The sequence below is a fragment of the Castellaniella denitrificans genome (assembly GCF_042653765.1).
GTDB classification, from domain to species: Bacteria; Pseudomonadota; Gammaproteobacteria; order Burkholderiales; family Burkholderiaceae_B; genus Castellaniella; species Castellaniella denitrificans.
Genome location: NZ_JBHSEZ010000006.1, coordinates 127,136 through 146,530 on the forward strand (window position 1 = coordinate 127,136; position 19,395 = coordinate 146,530).

General features: G+C 59.5%; 22 protein-coding genes. 9 read left to right on the forward strand and 13 right to left on the reverse strand.

What is annotated here, in order from left to right:
• From ACFO27_RS09205 to wbpD, 7 genes are all read right to left on the reverse strand, one after another.
• Positions 1 to 846 (reverse strand): glycosyltransferase, encoded by an 846-nt coding sequence (locus ACFO27_RS09205; RefSeq protein ID WP_376817079.1) that lies wholly within the window; start codon positions 844 to 846, stop codon positions 1 to 3.
• A gap of 654 nt (positions 847 to 1,500) precedes the next feature.
• Entirely contained in the window at positions 1,501 to 2,718 is a 1,218-nt protein-coding gene (locus ACFO27_RS09210; RefSeq protein ID WP_376817080.1) for a glycosyltransferase, read from the reverse strand.
• 434 nt (positions 2,719 to 3,152) lie between these two features.
• Entirely contained in the window at positions 3,153 to 4,937 is a 1,785-nt protein-coding gene (locus ACFO27_RS09215) for an ABC transporter ATP-binding protein (RefSeq protein ID WP_376817081.1), read from the reverse strand.
• Between the two features lie 708 nt (positions 4,938 to 5,645).
• A complete protein-coding gene (locus ACFO27_RS09220) occupies positions 5,646 to 5,981 on the reverse strand; it encodes a MarR family EPS-associated transcriptional regulator (RefSeq protein ID WP_376817082.1) in 336 nt (111 codons plus the stop codon).
• Complete coding sequence (locus tag ACFO27_RS09225; RefSeq protein ID WP_376817083.1) at positions 5,978 to 6,922, reverse strand: Gfo/Idh/MocA family oxidoreductase; 945 nt, start codon at positions 6,920 to 6,922, stop codon at positions 5,978 to 5,980. The genes ACFO27_RS09220 and ACFO27_RS09225 overlap by 4 nt, the downstream gene beginning before the upstream one ends.
• Positions 6,923 to 6,958: 36 nt before the next feature.
• A complete protein-coding gene (locus ACFO27_RS09230; RefSeq protein ID WP_376817084.1) occupies positions 6,959 to 8,050 on the reverse strand; it encodes a DegT/DnrJ/EryC1/StrS family aminotransferase in 1,092 nt (363 codons plus the stop codon).
• 25 nt (positions 8,051 to 8,075) lie between these two features.
• Positions 8,076 to 8,651: a UDP-2-acetamido-3-amino-2,3-dideoxy-D-glucuronate N-acetyltransferase gene (wbpD, locus tag ACFO27_RS09235; RefSeq protein WP_376817085.1), complete on the reverse strand. Its 576-nt coding sequence runs from the start codon at positions 8,649 to 8,651 to the stop codon at positions 8,076 to 8,078.
• 338 nt (positions 8,652 to 8,989) lie between these two features.
• Here wbpD and ACFO27_RS09240 point away from each other — a divergent pair, with 338 nt between their 5' ends.
• From ACFO27_RS09240 to ACFO27_RS09265, 6 genes are all read left to right on the forward strand, one after another.
• Positions 8,990 to 9,127, forward strand: a complete 138-nt coding sequence (locus ACFO27_RS09240; protein WP_376817086.1) for a BrnT family toxin — start codon at positions 8,990 to 8,992, stop codon at positions 9,125 to 9,127.
• 5 nt (positions 9,128 to 9,132) lie between these two features.
• Entirely contained in the window at positions 9,133 to 9,405 is a 273-nt protein-coding gene (locus ACFO27_RS09245) for a BrnA antitoxin family protein (protein ID WP_376817087.1), read from the forward strand.
• Between the two features lie 178 nt (positions 9,406 to 9,583).
• A complete protein-coding gene (locus tag ACFO27_RS09250) occupies positions 9,584 to 9,841 on the forward strand; it encodes a hypothetical protein (protein WP_376817088.1) in 258 nt (85 codons plus the stop codon).
• Positions 9,842 to 9,876: 35 nt separating this feature from the next.
• Positions 9,877 to 10,380, forward strand: a complete 504-nt coding sequence (locus ACFO27_RS09255) for a DUF4351 domain-containing protein (protein ID WP_376817089.1) — start codon at positions 9,877 to 9,879, stop codon at positions 10,378 to 10,380.
• A gap of 53 nt (positions 10,381 to 10,433) precedes the next feature.
• Positions 10,434 to 10,652: a type II toxin-antitoxin system RelB family antitoxin gene (gene relB, locus ACFO27_RS09260; RefSeq protein ID WP_376817090.1), complete on the forward strand. Its 219-nt coding sequence runs from the start codon at positions 10,434 to 10,436 to the stop codon at positions 10,650 to 10,652.
• A gap of 34 nt (positions 10,653 to 10,686) precedes the next feature.
• Positions 10,687 to 10,962, forward strand: a complete 276-nt coding sequence (locus ACFO27_RS09265; RefSeq protein ID WP_376817091.1) for a type II toxin-antitoxin system RelE/ParE family toxin — start codon at positions 10,687 to 10,689, stop codon at positions 10,960 to 10,962.
• A 16-nt stretch (positions 10,963 to 10,978) separates the two neighbouring features.
• Here ACFO27_RS09265 and ACFO27_RS09270 read toward each other — a convergent pair whose 3' ends face one another.
• Positions 10,979 to 13,105, reverse strand: coding sequence for an autotransporter outer membrane beta-barrel domain-containing protein (locus ACFO27_RS09270; protein ID WP_376817092.1), 2,127 nt, complete (start codon positions 13,103 to 13,105; stop codon positions 10,979 to 10,981).
• Between the two features lie 224 nt (positions 13,106 to 13,329).
• Here ACFO27_RS09270 and ACFO27_RS09275 point away from each other — a divergent pair, with 224 nt between their 5' ends.
• Positions 13,330 to 13,632, forward strand: coding sequence for a type II toxin-antitoxin system HigB family toxin (locus tag ACFO27_RS09275; protein ID WP_323024121.1), 303 nt, complete (start codon positions 13,330 to 13,332; stop codon positions 13,630 to 13,632).
• A gap of 7 nt (positions 13,633 to 13,639) precedes the next feature.
• Entirely contained in the window at positions 13,640 to 14,005 is a 366-nt protein-coding gene (locus ACFO27_RS09280) for a helix-turn-helix domain-containing protein (protein ID WP_376817093.1), read from the forward strand.
• Positions 14,006 to 14,019: 14 nt separating this feature from the next.
• On the opposite strand, the gene galE is transcribed toward ACFO27_RS09280, so the two are convergent.
• Positions 14,020 to 15,018: a UDP-glucose 4-epimerase GalE gene (galE, locus tag ACFO27_RS09285; protein ID WP_376817094.1), complete on the reverse strand. Its 999-nt coding sequence runs from the start codon at positions 15,016 to 15,018 to the stop codon at positions 14,020 to 14,022.
• Positions 15,019 to 15,179: 161 nt separating this feature from the next.
• Here galE and ACFO27_RS09290 point away from each other — a divergent pair, with 161 nt between their 5' ends.
• Positions 15,180 to 16,487, forward strand: a complete 1,308-nt coding sequence (locus ACFO27_RS09290; protein WP_376817095.1) for an O-antigen ligase family protein — start codon at positions 15,180 to 15,182, stop codon at positions 16,485 to 16,487.
• Here the strand turns inward: ACFO27_RS09290 and ACFO27_RS09295 are convergent.
• The 4 genes from ACFO27_RS09295 to ACFO27_RS09310 form a co-directional block, all read right to left on the reverse strand.
• A complete protein-coding gene (locus tag ACFO27_RS09295; protein ID WP_376817096.1) occupies positions 16,484 to 16,762 on the reverse strand; it encodes a BrnA antitoxin family protein in 279 nt (92 codons plus the stop codon). The genes ACFO27_RS09290 and ACFO27_RS09295 overlap by 4 nt on opposite strands.
• Positions 16,763 to 16,834: 72 nt before the next feature.
• Positions 16,835 to 17,434 carry a transcription termination/antitermination protein NusG gene (gene nusG, locus ACFO27_RS09300; RefSeq protein WP_376817097.1) on the reverse strand — a complete coding sequence of 200 codons (600 nt, stop codon included), beginning with the start codon at positions 17,432 to 17,434 and terminating at the stop codon, positions 16,835 to 16,837.
• Positions 17,428 to 17,649 (reverse strand): CopG family transcriptional regulator, encoded by a 222-nt coding sequence (locus ACFO27_RS09305; RefSeq protein WP_376817098.1) that lies wholly within the window; start codon positions 17,647 to 17,649, stop codon positions 17,428 to 17,430. Before ACFO27_RS09305 ends, nusG begins: the two co-directional genes overlap by 7 nt.
• A 57-nt stretch (positions 17,650 to 17,706) precedes the next feature.
• Positions 17,707 to 19,191: a nucleobase:cation symporter-2 family protein gene (locus tag ACFO27_RS09310; protein WP_376817099.1), complete on the reverse strand. Its 1,485-nt coding sequence runs from the start codon at positions 19,189 to 19,191 to the stop codon at positions 17,707 to 17,709.
• Between the last annotated feature and the right edge of the window lie 204 nt (positions 19,192 to 19,395).

The window sequence follows — 19,395 nt, forward strand, 5'->3', positions numbered from 1 at the left end:
TCAGTGAGAAGCCATTGAATAATTAAGGAACGCGGCCTCCAGATCGGGGCGATGCTCTAGGCCCAGTGCGCGCAGACCGTACCTATCGATCACCCGCTTCACTACCTCTTTGCTGCCAGCTCTGCTCAAACCATAGCCATGCAGGAATATTGCACTCCTAGGGTCATGCCACCATGCCTCTGGAAACGTATCCTCTGTGAACAGCTTAAGGTATCTCTGCGCGACCTCTCGTTCGCTCCACCGTCCATAGACGAAGTCCCGCGCTCTTTCTCCAGCGGATCGTATTTCTGCGGGATTATCAAGCAATCCCCTCAAGGTCTTATAGAGATCATCAGGAGCACAAACTAACATCGGTGGAAAGCACTCCGAAGGTGTTATTGCCTTCAATCTACTTAAATCATACCCGGCTATCAGAGTAGGCTTTCCCAGACAGGCGGCCTCCGCCGCCAAGCCGCTCATGGGTAAGTCTGCGTATACTTGGTCCACAACCAAATCACAAGATCTCAAGGCCTCAATAACCTCATTATTACTTTTCCCAACTATCTCCATGAAGTTTATTTCATATCCTTCCTTTACTAGTTCGGCTACTATCTTCTCGATGAATGCCGTCCCCTTCCCCGGTGCATGAGACGGCGCATGCAATATACGGATCCTCCGAGGAGGAGTGTCAGGATTGGCCCCCATATCAATGACTGGTTTATTAAACCCAACGTATCTGAACCCTTGACTAACCCGGCCAATATGAAATAGGTTAATGAATCTCCCACTGGAGTAGTAAGAGGAAGACAAGGGAGAACCAATAATAAGATCTGCATATTTCTCAAACCTCCTTATTGTCGCTTTCATGATGATAGATCGATCAAACAAGCGATCCAGATCAGGCATCCTCGACTCTTGATCCAGCAACGCGCCATCAATGTATGGTGGCGTCATATCGGACCCATGCGACAAATTCGCAACCATTCTCTTTCCGCAATATCTTAGAATCGGCAAATCGACGTTCCAGCGCAGAAAGGAGCATCCGAATCCAAACAGAAATACGTCATATAGGAAGATACAACGCAACATGAAAATAGCCGACATCAACTCAATGGCGATTGAGATTGGGTACCGAATAATCCTTGGTTTGTTCCGCCTAAGGACATTTAGCCGCCTTACGAATGATGGCAACCTGGAATCCCCAAGATCGCCGCCATATCTCAAATTTTCGTCATTGAAAATATAGTAATCACAATCCACTCCGATAGCGCGCAAAGCAATCGTCAGATTCCTATACTGTCCAGCCACTTCATTTGGACCGATGAAGACACGCATTTATACAGACCCTATGAGATTTACCATATCCTAAGCTTAGAAAATCGTTCTTTGACCGACGCCGGTTACCGCATTTGAATTTCAAAAAAAACACCACCGCCCCTAACCTTATTAAGCTACCATATTAGGTCACTTATTCTTAATAGGGCCCGAAATGCTACGAAAATGCGGTGTGTTACACCGAAATCAAGGTGCATATAGACCCAGCCACGTCGATCTCACACTTTGCCAAGAATTTATCGCTCTCAGCGTTTCCTTGTCAGAAGCACTCATTTTCTCTCGTCCATGGGAACCCTTCATTACAGATTCCAACAGCCCCGTGAGACCATCAAAATCGTCAAACGACAGGCACTTGTTCTCTAAAGCGCTCAGCATAGGATAATCCAGCCAGGAACCATTAATGACGACGGCTCCCGCATATAAATATTCAAGCATGCTAGCCGATAAAGAGTCTGTTACTTGGGCGTGGACAAAGATATCGATGTCGCACCTTAGCAAGGCACTATTATAGTCGTCCAAGAACTCGTTTATTATGGTCCAGGAACATCCCGAAGCCTCAAGCTCCCGATTGATCAAGTCGTAGTAAGAGCAATCTTCCGACTTACCATAAGAGAGTTGCAGAATTAGATGCAGTTCTTCCTTATATTCTTTAGGTAGGCGCGCTATAGCCCTTATCACACCGACATGCTGCTGGGCCTCCGAGGCGTTATATCCCACAGCGACGTGTAGTTTACTCTCCGGCAACGACAACAAGCCTTTGGCATCCAGCCCACGATTTTCGCTATAAATTCTGTCGATATAGTCATATCCGGATATACCAAACCCTATTGTTTTTAACTTATTCTTGTCCCCTTTTCCGTAGAGACTCAAGTAGCGGGCCGCTAGCTTCTCTGACAAACAAACAATAGAGTCCGCTCTTTTTCTTATCCTCTTGTTGCTTCTAGGCCTATCATTTCTTAATAGGTCACTACCCCAGTAGGTTAATATAACCCGCGCGTCATATCTTCTGACTGACTTATAATAAATCAGATCGGTATCTTCAGAAACATAATGAAAATGAACAACATCAAATCGCTCCTGAGATATCAGGAATTTTTTTACCCTCCTAGAGGCGAGATAATAATATATTCGTTTGGACAGAAAATCGGGAAGAATGGATTTGACCATTTCTCTAACGCTCTTCTGCCCACCTCCCTTCAAGCCCCCTCCACCGATCTCCTCAGGCACACTCCTTTGGGAGAAGGGGGCCGTATATATGCATACATTTTTCTCCCTATAGAACTCACTAAACATGTGATTTTCAGGAGAAAGGACCGAGAAGTCTATCCTGGGATCATCGCCAATGTTATCTATATATTTTTTTAACCAAATGGAGTCGGCTGACCCCACAAGCAACACCCGCATCACGACACTCCAATTTAATAACTCCGGCGAATAATATACTATCCTTTGGAGCCTGTAGCGCACCAAGCATGTTCGGAATGGTGTCGCAGATGAAATCATAGAACATGGAAGAATACCGGGATTTTCTAAGTGACCTTTAACCTGATATGCTCGCGCATGCCGAATCTCTGTGCACAATCTAAGGCGACATGCGCAACCCCCCACCGATTCGGCTACTACTTATCTCTGGCTGCCCCCACACCTGAGATGCGCAGGTAGGATTAATACGCACCTAATGCTCGAAAATCCGACACTGTCATCTAAGCTTCTGAGACGGCCACCTCTTATCGAGGATGCCCGCAACAGTTCGAGCACGAGTAGATCGGTAAATCACTAACGGCCCGCGCTTATCCGGGAAGCAAATGCTGTACTACAGAAGAAATGGCCGGAGCCGCTTAATTTTTCCCGATATTATGATAATCGGTAGTCTTTACGACACGCCCTTTACTAATCTCAACAATCTGATCGCACCTCTCCAATGTAGACAGGCGATGAGCAATCATAAGAATGGTTAAATTTCTGTCCAAGGAATCTATTGCATCCATTATTGCACGCTCGGTATCATTATCTAACGCACTGGTGGCCTCGTCAAAGATTATTACCTGTGCTTGTTTGTATAGTGCCCGGGCAATACCAATACGCTGCCTCTGTCCGCCTGATAATCGGACTCCTCTTTCACCAACGTGGGTACTATATCCATCTGGGAGGGACTCGATATAATCAGAAATCTGCGCCTGACGTGCTGCCTTTTTAACTCTCACCATATCAATCTCACGGACCGGCACACCGAAAGCGATATTCTCAGATATGCTGCTATCGGAAAGATAGATTGCCTGTGGCACATGGGCAATAAGTCGCTGCCAGCTCCGCAAGTTGGTTGTTTTAAGAGGCGCTCCATCAATCAGAACGTCCCCTTCTGTTGCGGGCAGAAGACCCATAATCACATCCAACAACGTGCTCTTTCCGCTTCCTGTGGTCCCAACGAACCCTATGCGGCTTCCATATGATAACGTTAGGTTTATATCATTAAGCACCATCACTCCGTCTGGAGCATAACGAAACCCGACACGATCCAGCCGAATCTCTTTCCGGAAGAATAATGCCTCACAGCCATCTCTCTGATGGATGGATAGATCCACAGGCTGATCCAGCAAACGCAACGCGTCACATAACGAGTCCTGGCTACTTCGAATACTAACCAGTGCCTGATAACCTTGCTGAAGCAATGGCAACATCCGCTGCGCCCCTAACGCTAAGGCACCAAGGGTTGTAATAGCACTTGCCACCCCTCCATCTTGTTGGGATAGAACATAGGCCAACACTGCGATGAAGGCGATACCCAATGCCTCCGCTGCGAATCGCGGGGCACCCGCAATAAATAGACTACTAGCTTGCGCATTTCGCAATGGAACATCCGCATTGCGATAGATCTCACAATAGCTAATCTGGCTTCCATCTATAAGAACATCCCGGATGCCACCCAGTCCTTCCTGGAGCGCCTGAATAACCTTAGGATATTCCAGGGAAACTCTCTGGCTATTGATTTCCAGGCGCCTACGCATAACGAAGATAACCACCCCATAGATCGCGCCGAAGCCAAAAAATGCGATCAATGAAATCAGGGGATTGATTATCATCAGAGCCACTAATATCGTCCCCAGCAACCAAATTGAACTCACTAGAGTCAATACCGGGGTTAATAGACCAGAGAGTATCAGTCCAACCTTATTTACTATTCCACTAATTATCTCACTACTATTCCGAGAAACATGAACCAGATAAGGCTGATACAAGGTCCGACGGTATACTTCATAGCTAAAGTCGGCACTAATCGCAAAGGAAAGCTTTGTGCTCGCATACAACATTAACAGTCGCATTCCCCCTGCCAGCAATACTGCGAGGATAAATAACGCCGTCACTGGCAGCAGCAAATCTTCTGCTCTCTCGAAACTAAACCACTGCAGAACAGGTTGCAACACTGGGAGGCCAAAGATCTTGTCGGGTGTAGTTAGAACTCCTAGAAATGGTAACACAGCCCCTAAACTTAAGACCTCAGCAAACGAGGAAAGCACCATCAATAGCATTAGCAAACTTAATTGCCGCTTCCGCCGTGAACTCAAATGCCCCCAGAATCCCCGCACTAAATTTGCGATTGACATATGAGTAACCAACTGCTCCACGTTAACTGCTCCTCCAGGGAAAATGAACCGGTGAATCACACTGGCCAGCCGACCTAGGTCCAGACTTGCACAATGATGCGCTTGTAGACAGAAACCGCATCGGCATTGATAATAACCGTCCTACCACGCGATCAACTTAGAAACCATGAACGCAGCCTACCGATTTGGCAATCGTCGCGATCTTCCCCCAAGCCAATGCCGCTTTGCCTTAGAGGTAATTCAGGTCAGTTAATATAGATTCGCGCTCATCTCCACGTTACGGTTTTACGCAGCTCTGCCCGATAATGGGCTATTTTCAAAGGTCTGGCCTGCGTGGTTCTTGCGGCAACTCGGGTTCAGCCTTGGCAATTTACCGATATACCAACAATCAAGGGCTGGCATCAGCTCCCGCGATAAGGTACTGTCTAGGATTGCACGCGTTCATACGAGCAGCCTGCTGGACCGATGCTAGCACTGACACAACTCACGGTACACGCGCAATGAATGTCATCCGTGCAGAATCCACGGAAACTTCCCACAAAGAAAATGACTGCTACTTATCTGGGCTGAATCCCTGCGGTCTAGCCAAGATTCACGAGGCTGCCTCGGTCTAGGTGGACGAAACACGACGCGGCGAAAAATGGGGGAAACACTGATCAACGAACGGCGTTTATATTAAGGGCGTTAAATTCGAATTACGCCCGTGATAAATCGATCGACCCCGCTGGTTCAAGATTTGGGTCGAGCCTCCTGCTGCAAGTCCTCAATCTCCCGCTTAAGCATCTCGTACTCTTGAATCTTGATCTTCAGGAAACTGCGCGTCAGATCTGCTTTCGCCGCGATTCCGGCTGGTGTCAGGAGATAGGCATAGCCGAGCTTATTGCCACTGCTCCTGAAGTTCTGCATCTTGATCAGGCCTTTGTCCAGCAAGGCTCGCACGCAGTAATTGGTCTTGCCCAGACTAATCCCTAGAGCTTGCGACAGATCACGTTGACTCAACCCCGGATCAGCCTCCAGCAGACGCAGAACCTTCAGGTGGTTTTCTTCGTAGACGCCATCAGTCATTTTTTCAGGAATGGATGGTAATCCCCGGTCAATGGAGCCAGAGGCGCATTGCGGATGGTGGATACGGTCTCGATGGCTACGCGGTTCTCCTCCAGCCCGAAGCCTCGGCCCGCCAGGATTTCCTCATAGCTGCGTGTATGCAGGTCGGTAAAGCCCCCGGAGAACTCGATTTCCCGGCCATCCACGGTGATGGATCGATAGGTGCGTTGGCCGACTTTCTTTTGCGCCTCCGGCACGTCGGCATAGTCCACGGACAGGAACCAGCGGACACGAGCCCGTTCATATTCCAGGTAGCCGCCGGCATAGGTTTCGGCATTGGCATGCACCACGTTGGCCTGCAACGCGCCAAAGATGTAATGCAGCATGTCGAAAAAGTGCACGCCGATATTGGTGGCAATGCCTCCCGACTTCTTCACGTCGCCCTTCCATGACTGCAGGTACCAGTGGCCCCTGGATGTGATGTAGGTCAGATCAACCTCATGCTTGCCGTCCCTTTTCTGCGCCGCGACCTGCTCGCGCAAAGCCACGATGGCCGGATGCACTCGTAATTGCAGGATGGTATTGACTTTCCGGCCAGTGTCGCGCTCAATCTCCTGCAAGCCGTCGATGTTCCAGGGGTTCAGCACCAGCGGCTTTTCGCAGATGGCATCCGCGCCCGAACGCAGGGCGAAACGCATGTGTGAATCGTGCAGGTAGTTGGGCGAGCAGATGGAGACATAGTCGATGTTCTCCGACTTGTCGGAACGGCGCATCTTGTCGATGTGCCGGTCGAACCGCTCGAACTCGGTGAAGAACTCCGCGTCCGGAAAATGGCTGTCGATGATGCCGACGGAATCGTTGGGATCCAGGGCGGCCACCAGCCGGTTGCCGGTATCCTTGATGGCTTTCATATGGCGCGGGGCGATGTAACCGGCGGCGCCGATCAGGGCGAAGTTCTTCATGTCTCTCGTTGGGATTGGATTAAAAAGGTAGGTGAATCAGGCCGGCTGGCGTTGGGCCACGGCGTCGACGACGCGGCCGATGGCCTCATCGTCCAGATACGGGTGCATCGGCAGGCTCATGACGCGTTCGGCCACGGCGTCGCCGATCGGCAGCGAGACGCTTTCATCGGCCACGGCAGGCTGGCGATTCAGGGGAATGGGGTAATGGACGGCGGTGGGGATGCCGGCGGTCTTCAGGGCGGCCTGCACGGCGTCGCGCCCGTCGATCTGCACGGTGTATTGCGCCCAGGCGCAGACGTTGTGGGATTCGATGATGGGCGTGGCCTGGACGCCTGCGGCATTGAACAGCCGGGTGTAGGTGTCCGCCACGCGCTGGCGGGCGGCGATTTCATCGTCCAGGACGGCCAGCTTCGGCAGCAGGATGGCGGCCTGCAGGGTGTCCAGGCGGCTGTTCACGCCGACCCGGATGTGGTGGTAGCGCCGGTCCTGCCCGTGGCGGGCGATCTGGCGCAGGACCGTCGCCAGCGCATCGTCGTTGGTGAAGATGGCGCCGCCGTCCCCATAGCAGCCCAGGGGTTTGCTGGGGAAAAAGCTGGTACAGGCGATCGTGGAGAGGTTGCCGCTCTTGCGGCCTTTGTAGCTGCCCCCCAGGCTCTGGGCGGCATCCTCGATGACCGTCAGTCCATGCTTTTCGGCAATGGCATTGATGGTGTCCATGTCGGCGCACTGGCCGTACAGGGATACGGGGATGATGGCGCGGGTGCGGGGGGTGATGGCGGCTTCCAGCGTCGCGGGATCCAGGGTGTAGGTGCGCGGGTCGATGTCGACATAGACGGGCTTGGCGCCCAGCAGGGCGACGGTCTCGGCCGTGGCGATGTAGGTGAAGCCCGGGGTGATGACCTCGTCGCCCGGTCCGATCCCCAGCGCCATCTGGGCGATCTGCAGAGCATCGGTGCCGTTGGCAACGGTGATGCAATGCTTCGCGCCGGTATAGGCGGCCAAGCGTTCTTCCAACTGAGCAACCTCCGGCCCGAGGATGAACTGGCCGTGCGCCAGCACGCGCTGGATGCCGGCATCGATTTCAGATTTCAGGCGCTGGTACTGGGCTTGTAGATCGACGAATTGCATGGTGATGGTGGATGTGGGATGAAAATCAGAGACGGACGCACTGGCCGTCGGCCAGACGGTAGGTGGCGCCGGTATGGGTGCAGGTGGTCTCGCCGTTGCCGCTCAAGGGCAGGTCCAGCTGTTCGCCGTGTTCGCTCATCCAGCCGATCTGGCGGGCGGGCACGCCGACCATCAGGGCGTAGGGCTTGACGTCCTTGTTGACGACGGCGCCCGCGCCAACGAAGGCGTATTCGCCGATGGTGACGCCGCAGACGACGGTGCAGTTGGCGCCCAGGGTGGCGCCCTTTTTGACCAGGGTGTCGCGGTATTCGTCCTTGCGCTCGATCAGCGAGCGTGGGTTGTAGACGTTGGTGAACACCATGCTGGGACCGCAGAACACCCCCTCTTCCAGGGTGACGTTGTCATAGACGGAGACGTTGTTCTGGATCTTGCAGCGGTCGCCGATGACGACCTTGTTGCCGACGAAGACGTTCTGCCCCAGGGACACCCCGGCGCCGATGCGGGCGCCGCCGCAGACGTGGACAAAATGCCAGACGCGGGCACCTTCGCCAATCTGGGCGCCGGGATCGACGATGGCGGTTTCATGTTGGTAATAGGCCATGGGTGACGTTTCAGGTGTTTCAGGCACGCTACCGCCGTGCTGTGACACGGTCAGCAAGCGCCAGGGCGATGTTCATCGGATGAACGGGATGATACATCAGGTGGCCAAGCACTAAAACCCGGAAATGGCTATGGGGTTTATCTGAAACCAGGCATTGAGGCGAGGCCGGTGTGACGCTTTGATCCGTTCGTAGATTCCAGTCTGGCGGGAGAGGTGGGGGTTGCCCAGAATGGGGGCTTTCCGTAAGCGGTTGGTAGTGTTGTACAGAATACGCAACCGCAAAAACAGCTTGCCAATCCAGATTATCGTAGCTACGATAAATCCATGGAAATCACCTGATGGAAATCACCTTTGTTCCAGCCAAGGACGAGATCAACCGGCGCAAACATCGTGTCTCGCTGTCTTTGGCAAGCAAGATCGACTGGCCAGAGGTGTGGTTCGAGGTCGATGCGCAAAGCGAACCGCAGGGAGGTTAAACGCTATGTCGATGAAACCTAAAATCTATATGCCTACCGAGGAAGAAAATCACGAGATCAACTGCGGCATCGCAGCAGACCCTGACACATACGTTCCCAATGACGAGGCTTTCTCGAAGATGTCACGTCGGGGACGTCCAAAATCCGAAACGCCTAAAGTCCAACTCACGATCCGCTACGACAAGGCCGTGATCGACGCCTTCAAGGCTGGCGGCCCTGGTTGGCAGACTCGAATGAACGAGGCCCTGAAAAAGGCTGTGACTAGAAAACACACATGAGCGGGTCATTAAGCCCGGATAGGCGTCGTGCAGACTCGCGCCAGAGAGCCACTCACCGTGCGCCAGGCCAAGCACCGGGACGAAGCTCGTATGACGCTTTGATCCGTTCGTAGATTCCAGTCTGGCGGGGGAGGTGGGGGTTGCCCAGAATGGGGCTTTCCGAACCCGAAAGCCCGTCATGCCTGCCCGCAATGCCTCACCGCCCGCCGCGTCGAGCGACGATCACGACAGTCCATGGAAGGAAGCGCTGGAGTTGTATTTCTCCGAGGCGATGGCCCTGCTGGCGCCTGATTTGCACGCGATCATCGATTGGCTGGTGCCGGTCGAGTTCCTGGACAAAGAACTGCAAGCAGTGCTGAGGGCCAGCGCGCCCGCCCAGGGTCGCCGCCACGCAGACAAGCTGGTCCGGGTGCGTCTTATCGGAACGACTTCCTGACGCAGGAGACCCGATTCACCTTTCCGATTGTAGAATTGGAGTCATGGCGCAGCCGCTGGGACGAACTGGACGCGCTGGCCCCGACGAATCCTTTTGCCGTGGTGATCATGGCACAGTTGCAGGCGACCGGTCATCCGGACAAAGCCACCCGGCTCGCACCGCTGCTGGACCTGACCCGACGGCTGTATGGCTATGGTTACACGCGTGATCGGATCGGCGCATTGCTGCGGCTGGTGGAATCGATGGTTCGCTTGCCGACGGCACTGGAATCGGACTACTTGCTGGCTGCTCGGCAGCTGGAACAGGAGCATGAGATGAGCTATGTGACGATCGCCGAGCGCCATGGCATGGCGAAAGGCCGTACCGAAGGTCGCACCGAAGGCGAAGCCAATCTGCTGCTGCGTCTGATCCAGCGTCGATTCGGCCCGGTGGACGAAGCCACCACGCAGCGGATCCGCTCCGCTGACTCCGCTCATCTGGAAACCTGGTCATTGAATTTCGTGGGCGCCGCCACGCTGAACGACGTCTTCCGCGACTGAGGTTCAGGTGCTCACAAGTGCCTTACACTACAAGGATCCAAGGAGTCATTGCCATGAGCACCGCCCTCTCCCCTATCGTTTCCGAGTTCGAGACCAAAGAACAAGCGGCCAGCTACGATCGCTGGTTTCAGGCCAAGGTGCAAGCCAGCCGTGACGACCCACGTCCCAGCGTTCCCCATGACCAGGCGATGGCGCTGATGCGTGACAAGCTGACCGCCAAGCGGGAAGACCAGGACAGAATCAACTCCCGCCCCCGTAATCGCGGCGTCTGAGTACGCGCCCTCACCCAAGACATTTCAGGCAACCATGCTCCCCATCTCCTGGAGCGCCGCCGCACTCGATGACCTGGGTCATATCATTGATTACATCGCGGAGTTCGATGTGGACGCCGCCATCGTCATGCACGGCTTGATCGAGAGTTCGATACAGCCAGCCTCGGAACACCCTTACCTCTACAAACAAGGCCGTGTGCCAGGGACCCGTGAAATCGTGGCGCACCCAAATTACATCATCGTGTATGAGGTTCGGGCTGCTCACATTGAGGTCATGGCCGTCCTGCACGCTCGCCAGGAATATCCCTAGGCACACAGACCAATCTTTACCTGAAACCGCCCCTCACCCCCAACCATAGCCCATGCTGCATCTGCCCGCCCCCATGCTGGCCGGTGTAGGCCAACGTGACCTGGACGCGGCGGGCGATGGGCGCCTGCACGCCCAGATCCAGGTGCAGGGCATGACGCGGCACAGGTAGACCTTCGGCCTCGAAGCGCCGTCCCGGATCGGCGCGATAGGCCTGGGGACTGGACAGGGTCGATCCGCCCCATAGGCGGCGCACGCCCAGGTCCAGGATCATCCGCGCATCGCCCTGCGGCGTGGACCATACGCGCTGGATCCGCACCCCCAACTGCCCCATCCACCGCTGGTCGGTCCGCGCATCCAAAGCGACGGTGGCCAGTCCGCCGCTTTCATGCACGGCGGGACGGTGCAGGCGCAGCCAGGTCGCCTGGGCATAGGGCGTCAATTGCCATGAACCCACGGGAACAGGCCTCTCCGGCTGGACATGCAGCCACGCCTGGGCCAGCCGCGCATTGGGCCGGCTGCGCAGCGGGGATTCGGCCGGGTCGGCCTGGCGGCGGATGTCGGCCCGGTGCCAGGACTGCGCGGCTCCCAGGGTCAGGCGCCAGCCCTGGCGCGCCAGGCTGGCGCCCAGGCCCAGGTGCACGGACCAGTCCCGCAGGCGGTATGCGCCGCCAGCCGCATCGGTGCCGGACGGGTCGGCCGGGGGCCATGTTCCCGAGCCGGTCGACAGGCGCATGTCCTGCACGCCTGCGTAGACCGCCAGGGCCCCATGACCTCCCACCGGTCGGCTGGCGCCGATCTGCAGGCCGCTGGTGTCCCGGTCGTCACCCGGCAGGCCGTGAATGCCGGACCGTTCGGTATTGGCGGCCCAGGTCTGGACCCAGGCACGGCCGCCGGCTGTGTGCGCCAGGGCGGATTCCCGCGGGAAGCGGCTGTCATCCAGCAGGGCGCCGCGCCAGGCGGCATCGGCGGTGTTCAGGCCCCGGGCGTTGTATCGCAGGCCCAGGGTGACGGTCGTGGGGCTGTAGTCCAGGACGGGGTCCAGGTAACGCAAGGCGCTGACGGCCCGGACGTAGCGGCCGTCGCCCGGCACGGGATCGCCACCGCCGTCCGCTCCGTATTCCAGGCCGCCGTCGGCCTGGACGATGGTCCAGCGGCGGGCGGGCGTCCAGGCGCCGGAGACCGGCTCGACCAACAGCTCGCCGCCCAGGCGCGCGGTGCCGAAGGACCAGATCCGGTCGGCTTGGCCATCGGCATCGATGCGGATGCGGGTTTGCGATTGCGGCAGCAGGGCCAGGCGTTGGCCGACCAGCAGGGTGCCGGTCCGATCCGGCGCGCCGGGTTGCAGCAGGCCGGCCACACGGGCCTCGTCCACCTGGCCGACGCCGGACAGCACGGTGCCCGGCTGGGTCAGGATCGGTCCCCACCACAGCTGATCGACCCGCAGGCCGCCCTGCGCCAGGATCAGGGGCTCTCGGCCCGAGCTGAAGCCAATCCCGGTCAGCCGCAGGGTGCCGGCACCGTCCTTGATGATGGGCGCATCGGCCTGGATGCTGCCCGCGAGCGTCGCTTCCCCGGATGCGACGCGCCACACGGCGGCGCCGGACTGTCCGGCGATGGGCGCCAGGCCCCAGTGCGCCGGCGGCGTCTGGGCGGTGGCGGCGGAACGGACCTGGATGACCTGGCCGACGCGCACGCCGGGGCGCAATTCCAGGCGGGTGCCGGCCGCCATTTCCAGACTGTTGCCCGGCGCGCCCAGGGTGTCGTCGTGCGCCAGGCCCAGGCTGCCTTCGGCCAGGACGATCTGGCCGGTCAGGGTACCGGCTCCGGCCAGCTCCAGGTGCCCGCCGCCCAGTTTCCAGAACGGGACAGGAATCAAGGAGTCGGCGGGATGGCCCAGGACGGGGCCCTGGAGCCACAGAGTCCGGCCATCGGCGACCTGGAACCCGCTGGCGCCCTCCATCTGCAGCCCTCGCTCGACGCGCCGGTCTTCGGTGACGGTGATGGACGCTCCGTGCAAAACAAAAGGCGCCGGGGAGTCATCCCACGGCGCCTCGGTCGATGCCTGCGTCAGGCCCGGCGGCGGCAGGCCCAGGCAGCACAGCGCCAGGATGGCGCGGACATGACGGGTCTTGAAGATGGACATGATTGTCTCCTGTCAGGGTTATATGTCACTGAATGTGACATCCTGGTTTTACAGGAGACGCGCGGAGTGGAGGGGCTGGTGTGCGATGGAATTAGGATGGGTCAAGCGGTGGGTTGGTGTGAAGAAAGTTCGGCTTTTACGAATAGCCTGCTCAGGAAAGAGCAGGTAGTTTGTCGGTTCCACCATCTATTGCGATAGTCCCATGACGGGACTATGATTAAGCCATGCGCATCATTGCCACGCGTACCTTGCGGCGATTCTGGGAACGACATCCAAGCGCAAAGCAAGCCGTCCAGGCCTGGGTAGACGAAGTCCGCCAGGCCAGTTGGCAACAACCTGCGGACGTCAAGGCCTGCTATGCCCATGCCAGCATCCTCGGCAATCGACGTGTCGTATTCAACATCAAAGGCAACGACTACCGACTGATTGTGGCGATCGCCTACGGCCTGGGCGTCGTATATGTGAAATTCATCGGCACTCATGCCGAATATGACGATATCGATGCCGCAACGGTCGACATGGAGTAAATCCATCATGGAAATCCGTCCCATCCGTTCCGAAGCCGACTATGAGGCGACACTCAAGGAAGTATCCCGTCTGGTCGATCTCGATCCCGCCCCCGGCACGACCGAAGGTGATCGGCTGGACGTACTGGCTACTCTGGTGCAGGCTTACGAGGCCCACCACTATCCCGTCGATCTGCCGGACCCGATCGAAGCCATCAAATTCCGCATGGAGCAATCAGGGTTGAGCGTCAAGGACCTGGAGCCGATGATCGGACGGCGCAACCGGGTCTACGAGATCCTGAACCGGAAACGCGCCCTGACCCTGCCCATGATCCGGAAGCTGCATCGGGATCTTGGCATTCCGGCTGAAAGCCTGATCAAACCGATGACCTAAGAGCGCGGACAAGCCTATCTCACCCCTCGCTGATACCTCCACGCGCTGCGGCACATGTCCTCCAGCGTGCGGGTCGCCGTCCAGCCCAGGTCCCGGCGGGCCTTGGCGGGGTCGGCGTAGCAGGCGGCGACGTCGCCCGGGCGGCGCGGCTGTATCCGGTAGGGCACCGGGCGCCCGGACGCCTGCTCGAAGGCATGCACGACGTCCAGCACGCTATGGCCCTGCCCGGTCCCCAGATTGATGGCATGCCAGCCGGTGCGGTCGGCCAGGAAGCCCAGGGCGGCGGCATGGCCTTCGGCCAGGTCCATGACGTGGATGTAGTCCCGCACGCCGGTGCCGTCGGGCGTGGGGTAGTCGTCGCCGAAGACGCTCAACTCGGTCCGCAGGCCCGCAGCGACCTGGGCGACGTAGGGCATGAGGTTGTTTGGCACGCCCCTGGGACTCTCGCCGATCAGGCCGCTGTCGTGCGCCCCCACCGGGTTGAAGTAGCGCAGGCAGGCCACGCGCCAGGACGGGTCGGAGGCCGCCAGATCTCCCAGGATTTCCTCGATGTGCAGCTTGCTGCGGCCATAAGGATTGGTGGCGCCGGTGGGATGGCTTTCGTCCAGGGGCAGGTACTGCGGTTCGCCGTAGACGGTGGCGCTGCTGCTGAAGACCAGTGTGCGCACGCCGCGGGTTCGCATCGCCTGCAGCAGGGATAGCGTGCCCTGGACGTTGTTGGAAAAGTAGTCCAGCGGCTTTTCGACGGATTCGCCCACGGCCTTCAGGCCGGCGAAATGGATGACGGCCCGGATCTCATGGTCGCGCAAGGTGCGCTCCAGCAGGGCTTCGTCGCGCACGTCACCCCGGACGAAAACCGGCGGCGCGCCCAGGATGCGCGCCAGTTGGCCGACGACGGCCTCGTCGCTGTTGGACAGGTTGTCGAACAGGACGACGCGATGGCCCTGTTGCGCCAGGACGGTGGCGGTATGGCTGCCGATGTAGCCCGTGCCGCCGGTGAGCAGGATGTTCATACGGACTGCGGTTCCATTGTGGTTCCATGAATGGGAAGACCGTTGAATGTTACAGCCTGCGCGTTCATTCCCCTGATCCGATTCGTGACAGGAGGCCACCGGGCATCCGCCGACCCGGCCTCCCGCTACAATTCACCATCCCATTGCCCATTGATACCCCCATGCCCCCCACCCCGGCCGCTCCACCCGCCTGGCTGTCGACCTGGATGTCGGCCAGCGCCGCGCTGTTCTTCCTGCTGATGCTGTCGATGCCGTCGGGCTATTCCGTGGGAGGCGGCGTGCTGCTGCTGGGCGGGCTGGCGGTCTGGTGGACGGGCCGGCGCGCAGGCCATGCGCATTGGGCGGATACGCCGGGCGGGCAGGCGCCCGCCCCCTGGACGACCGAGGACCGCACGCTGTGCGCGCTGCTGCTGGCGGTGTTCGCCATCAATGCGCTGGCCGTGCTGTGGCACGGGGATTCGGGCAAGTATCTGGACCAGGGCGTCCGCTACCTGCTGGCCATGCCCATCCTGGCGGGACTGCGGCGTGTCCGGCTGCGCTTGGACTGGCTGGCGGCGGGACTGACGCTGGGCCTGTTCGCCACGGCGGGGGTCGCCGCATGGCAGACGCGGTGGCTAGGCTATGGTCGCGCGGAAGGCTTCGTGACCAGCGCCATCCCGTTCGGCGACATGGCGCTGATGATGGGGTTCTGGTGCCTGATGGGCGCGGCCCTGGCGGCGATCCAGCGGCGCCGGGCCTGGACCGCCCTGCTGCTGGCCGGGGCGCTGGCGGGGATCTACGCCATGATCGCCTCCGCCTCGCGCGGCAGCCTGGTGGCGCTGCCGATCCTGGCGGTCCTGGCGGCTGTCGCGCTGCTGCGCCGCGCGCATCTGCGGCCCCTGCTGGCGGGCACCGCCATCCTGGCGGCAGCCACGGCCATCTTGCTGGCCACCCTGCCCGCCGGCCGCATCGCCGAAAACCGCTACGCCGCCGCACTGGACGAATGGCATGCCTACAGCCAGCAGGGCGTCGTCACCGACAACAACGTCGGATCCCGCCTGGAAGCCTGGAAGGCCGCGCTGATCAGCATCCCCGAACGACCCCTGCTGGGCTGGGGGCACGAACAATACGACGCTCATCTGCAAGAGCTGATCGGCGCCGGGCGCATCGCGCCCTTCGTGGGCACGCTGGCCAATACGCACAACCAGTTCATCGAGATCTGGCTGCACCAGGGCAGCCTCGGGCTGATCGCGTTCCTGGCGCTGCTGATCGCCAGCTTCTGGTATTTCTGCCGCCGCCTGCGCTCGCCCTCGCCGACGGTGCGGGTGCTGGCCTGCTGCGGGGCGGCGCTGCCGTCCGCCTTCGCCGCCTACGGCCTGACCCAGGTGATCCTGGGCCGCAACAACGGGGTGATGTTCTTCCTGGTGTCCCTGGCGGTGCTGTGGGCCGCGATGCGGCAGGCGGAGCGGGACGCTGCGGTGGAGGACTAGACTTTCTCCCGACCGCGCAGCCATTCCCGCAAGGCCTGATTCATGCGGGTCTGCCAGCCGGCCCCCCCGGCCTTGAAGGCATCGATGATATCGACGTCGTAACGGACCACTGTCTGAATCTTGCGCGGTGCCTTCTGAAGCCCGCGTTGGCCGCGTAATTTCCGCTGAAGAGACTCAGGCAATCCATCCAGGCGCACGGCCGTGCGCATGTCGGTCTCGATCCATTCCGGGCTGTCGTCATCCACGCGCTCAGGATCGATCGATTTCTTGCTCATACAAATACATCTCCCATTTTTACTGCAGATGCATTTAGATCCAGGCAAGGACGAAGCGACCTACCCGTACCGCTACAGCGGCGCGATCCGTCCGAATTCGACCTGCACGGTCTGCGGGCGGCCCAGGATGTCCAGCAGCAGGGTGACGCGATCGGCGGAGACCGCCTGGACCAGGGCCTGGACGCCGGCCAGCGCCGGATCCTGCAGGCGCACGGCCATGCCGGGGCGATAGGGGCCGATGTCGGCCAGGGCGGCGGTTTCGCGCAGGCCTTCGGCCCGGCGGATGGCCTGGACGGCATCGTCCGCCAGGGTGGCAGGCTGGTGGCCGAACATGACCAGCCGGCTGACGCCCACGGTGGAGCGCACCACGGACAGGGACTGCGTGGCCCGCGTCGGCCGCAGGAACAGGTAGCGGGGGAACATGGGTTCGTGGGCGATCAGCGCGGGATCGGCCGCGGCAGCATTCGCCGGATCGGACGGCAGCGGCTGCGGCGCGGCGGACGCGCGACGGCGCCGCCCTGGTTCCCGGAAGATCTTGAACAGCGGCAGGTAGACTTCGAAGTCCTGGCGCAGCAGCTGTTCGGCCGCCGTGCGTTCCTGGCGGGGCTTGGTGTGGACGACGTACCAGGCGGTGGGGAGCATGTCGCCGATGTCGATCAGCGCACTCACCATTCTGCCCGGTGAGCAGCCTGATACTCACGCCCACTCATAGCACTCTCAGCCCAAAGTCCAAACACTTCCGAGCCACCATCGGAGGGGCTACTTTCAAAGACATAAGCCGCGATGGCATCACGGACGATGACCGCCAGCGGCTTGTTCTGGACACGCGCTGCTTCTGCAAGAGCTTGCAATTGCGCTTCCGTTACATCAATCAGAATTTGGGCCATGGATTTTGATGATTCGATCACACGAAAGCATCATCATCCAGGCCCATTCTCTGAAGATCAAGCCTCCGCGTGCTTGGCGGCCTCGACCGCGGCGTCGGTGTCGTGCGGGGCGCCGTTGAAGAACAGGTTCAGCAGCACGGCCGACAGGGAGGTCAGCAGGATGCCCGATTCGATCAGCGGGTGGATGGCGTGCGGCATCCATTGGCGGAAGTTCGGGGCGACGACGGGGATCATGCCCATGCCGATGGAGATGGCGACGATCATGGCGTTGTTGCGGTTCTTGACGAAGTCCACGCCGCCCAGGATGCGGATGCCGGTGGCGGTGACCATGCCGAACATCACGATGCCGGCGCCGCCCAGCACGACGGTGGGCAGGGATTCGACCAGCGCCGCCAGTTTCGGCAGCAGGCCCAGGACCAGCAGGATCACGCCGCTGGCCACGCAGACGTAGCGGCTGCGCACCCCGGTGACGGCGACCAGGCCGACGTTCTGGGAGAAGCTGGAATACGGGAAGGTGTTGAAGATGCCGCCGATCAGGGTGCCCAGGCCGTCGGTGCGCAGGCCGCGCGCCAGGTCCTTCTGGCCGATCTTCTTGCCCGTCATGTCCGCCAGGGCCAGGAACATGCCGGTGGATTCGATCAGGATCACGATCATGACCAGGACCATGGTCAGGATCATCCAGAAGTCGAACTTCGGCATGCCGAAATGGAAGGGCAGGACGACGTCGACCCATTCGGCCTTGCCGACCTTGCCGAAGGTCATGATGCCCATGGCGGCGGTGATGACGGCACCGATGACGATGCCCAGCAGTACGGCGATGTTGGCCAGGAAGCCTTTGCAGAACTTGGCGATCACCAGGATCGACAGCAGCACGACGGCGGCGATGCCCACGCCGGTCGGGTCGGCGTACTTGGGGTTGGGCACGGTGGGCATGATGGACAGGCCCTGGGGCACGGCCGGCAGGGGCGAGCCCGGCGCGCCGGCCGCCGCCTGGATGTCCTTGAGCCAGTTGACGTAGTTGGGATCGACCAGGGACGGCGCGGTGGGGCCGACGGGGTTGCCGAAGATCCAGTTGATGCCCACGCGCATCAGGGTGATGCCGATGATGGCGATGATGGTGCCGGTCACGACCGGCGGGAAGAAGCGCAGCAGCCGGCTGATCCAGGGCGCGATGAGGATGGTGACGATCCCGGCCGCGATGATGGTGCCGAACAGCAGCTGGGCGCCTTCGTGCCCGGGGGTGGACTGGGCGATGTGGATCATGGGCCCAACGGGCGCGAAGCTGACGCCCATGATGACGGGCAGCTTGATGCCGAACCACTGGGTAGCGCCCAGGGACTGGATGATGGTGGCGATGCCGCAGGCGAACAGGTCGGCGGCGATCAGCAGGGACACTTCGTGCGAATCCAGGCCCAGCGCCCGGCCGATGATCAGGGGGACGGCCACGGCGCCGGCGTACATCACCAGCACGTGCTGCAGCCCGAGGGCCGTCAGCTGGCCCAGCGGCAGGATCTCGTCCACCGGGGCGACTGTTTTGCTCATGTCTTGTCTCCAGGGTCGGGGCTTGCCCGCGCGTGGGGCGTCCCTCATGTCTTGGGTCTTGGGTGGAAGTCTGAAAACGCTTCTTCGGCGTCTTGCGGCCACTCTACCGGAGGCCTCTCCGGGCAGCCATGCGCAAAGCACGATAAGGTCTTTTCGGCCCGGCGCATAATCCCGGGTAAACCCTGGGGATTTTCAGGGAATATT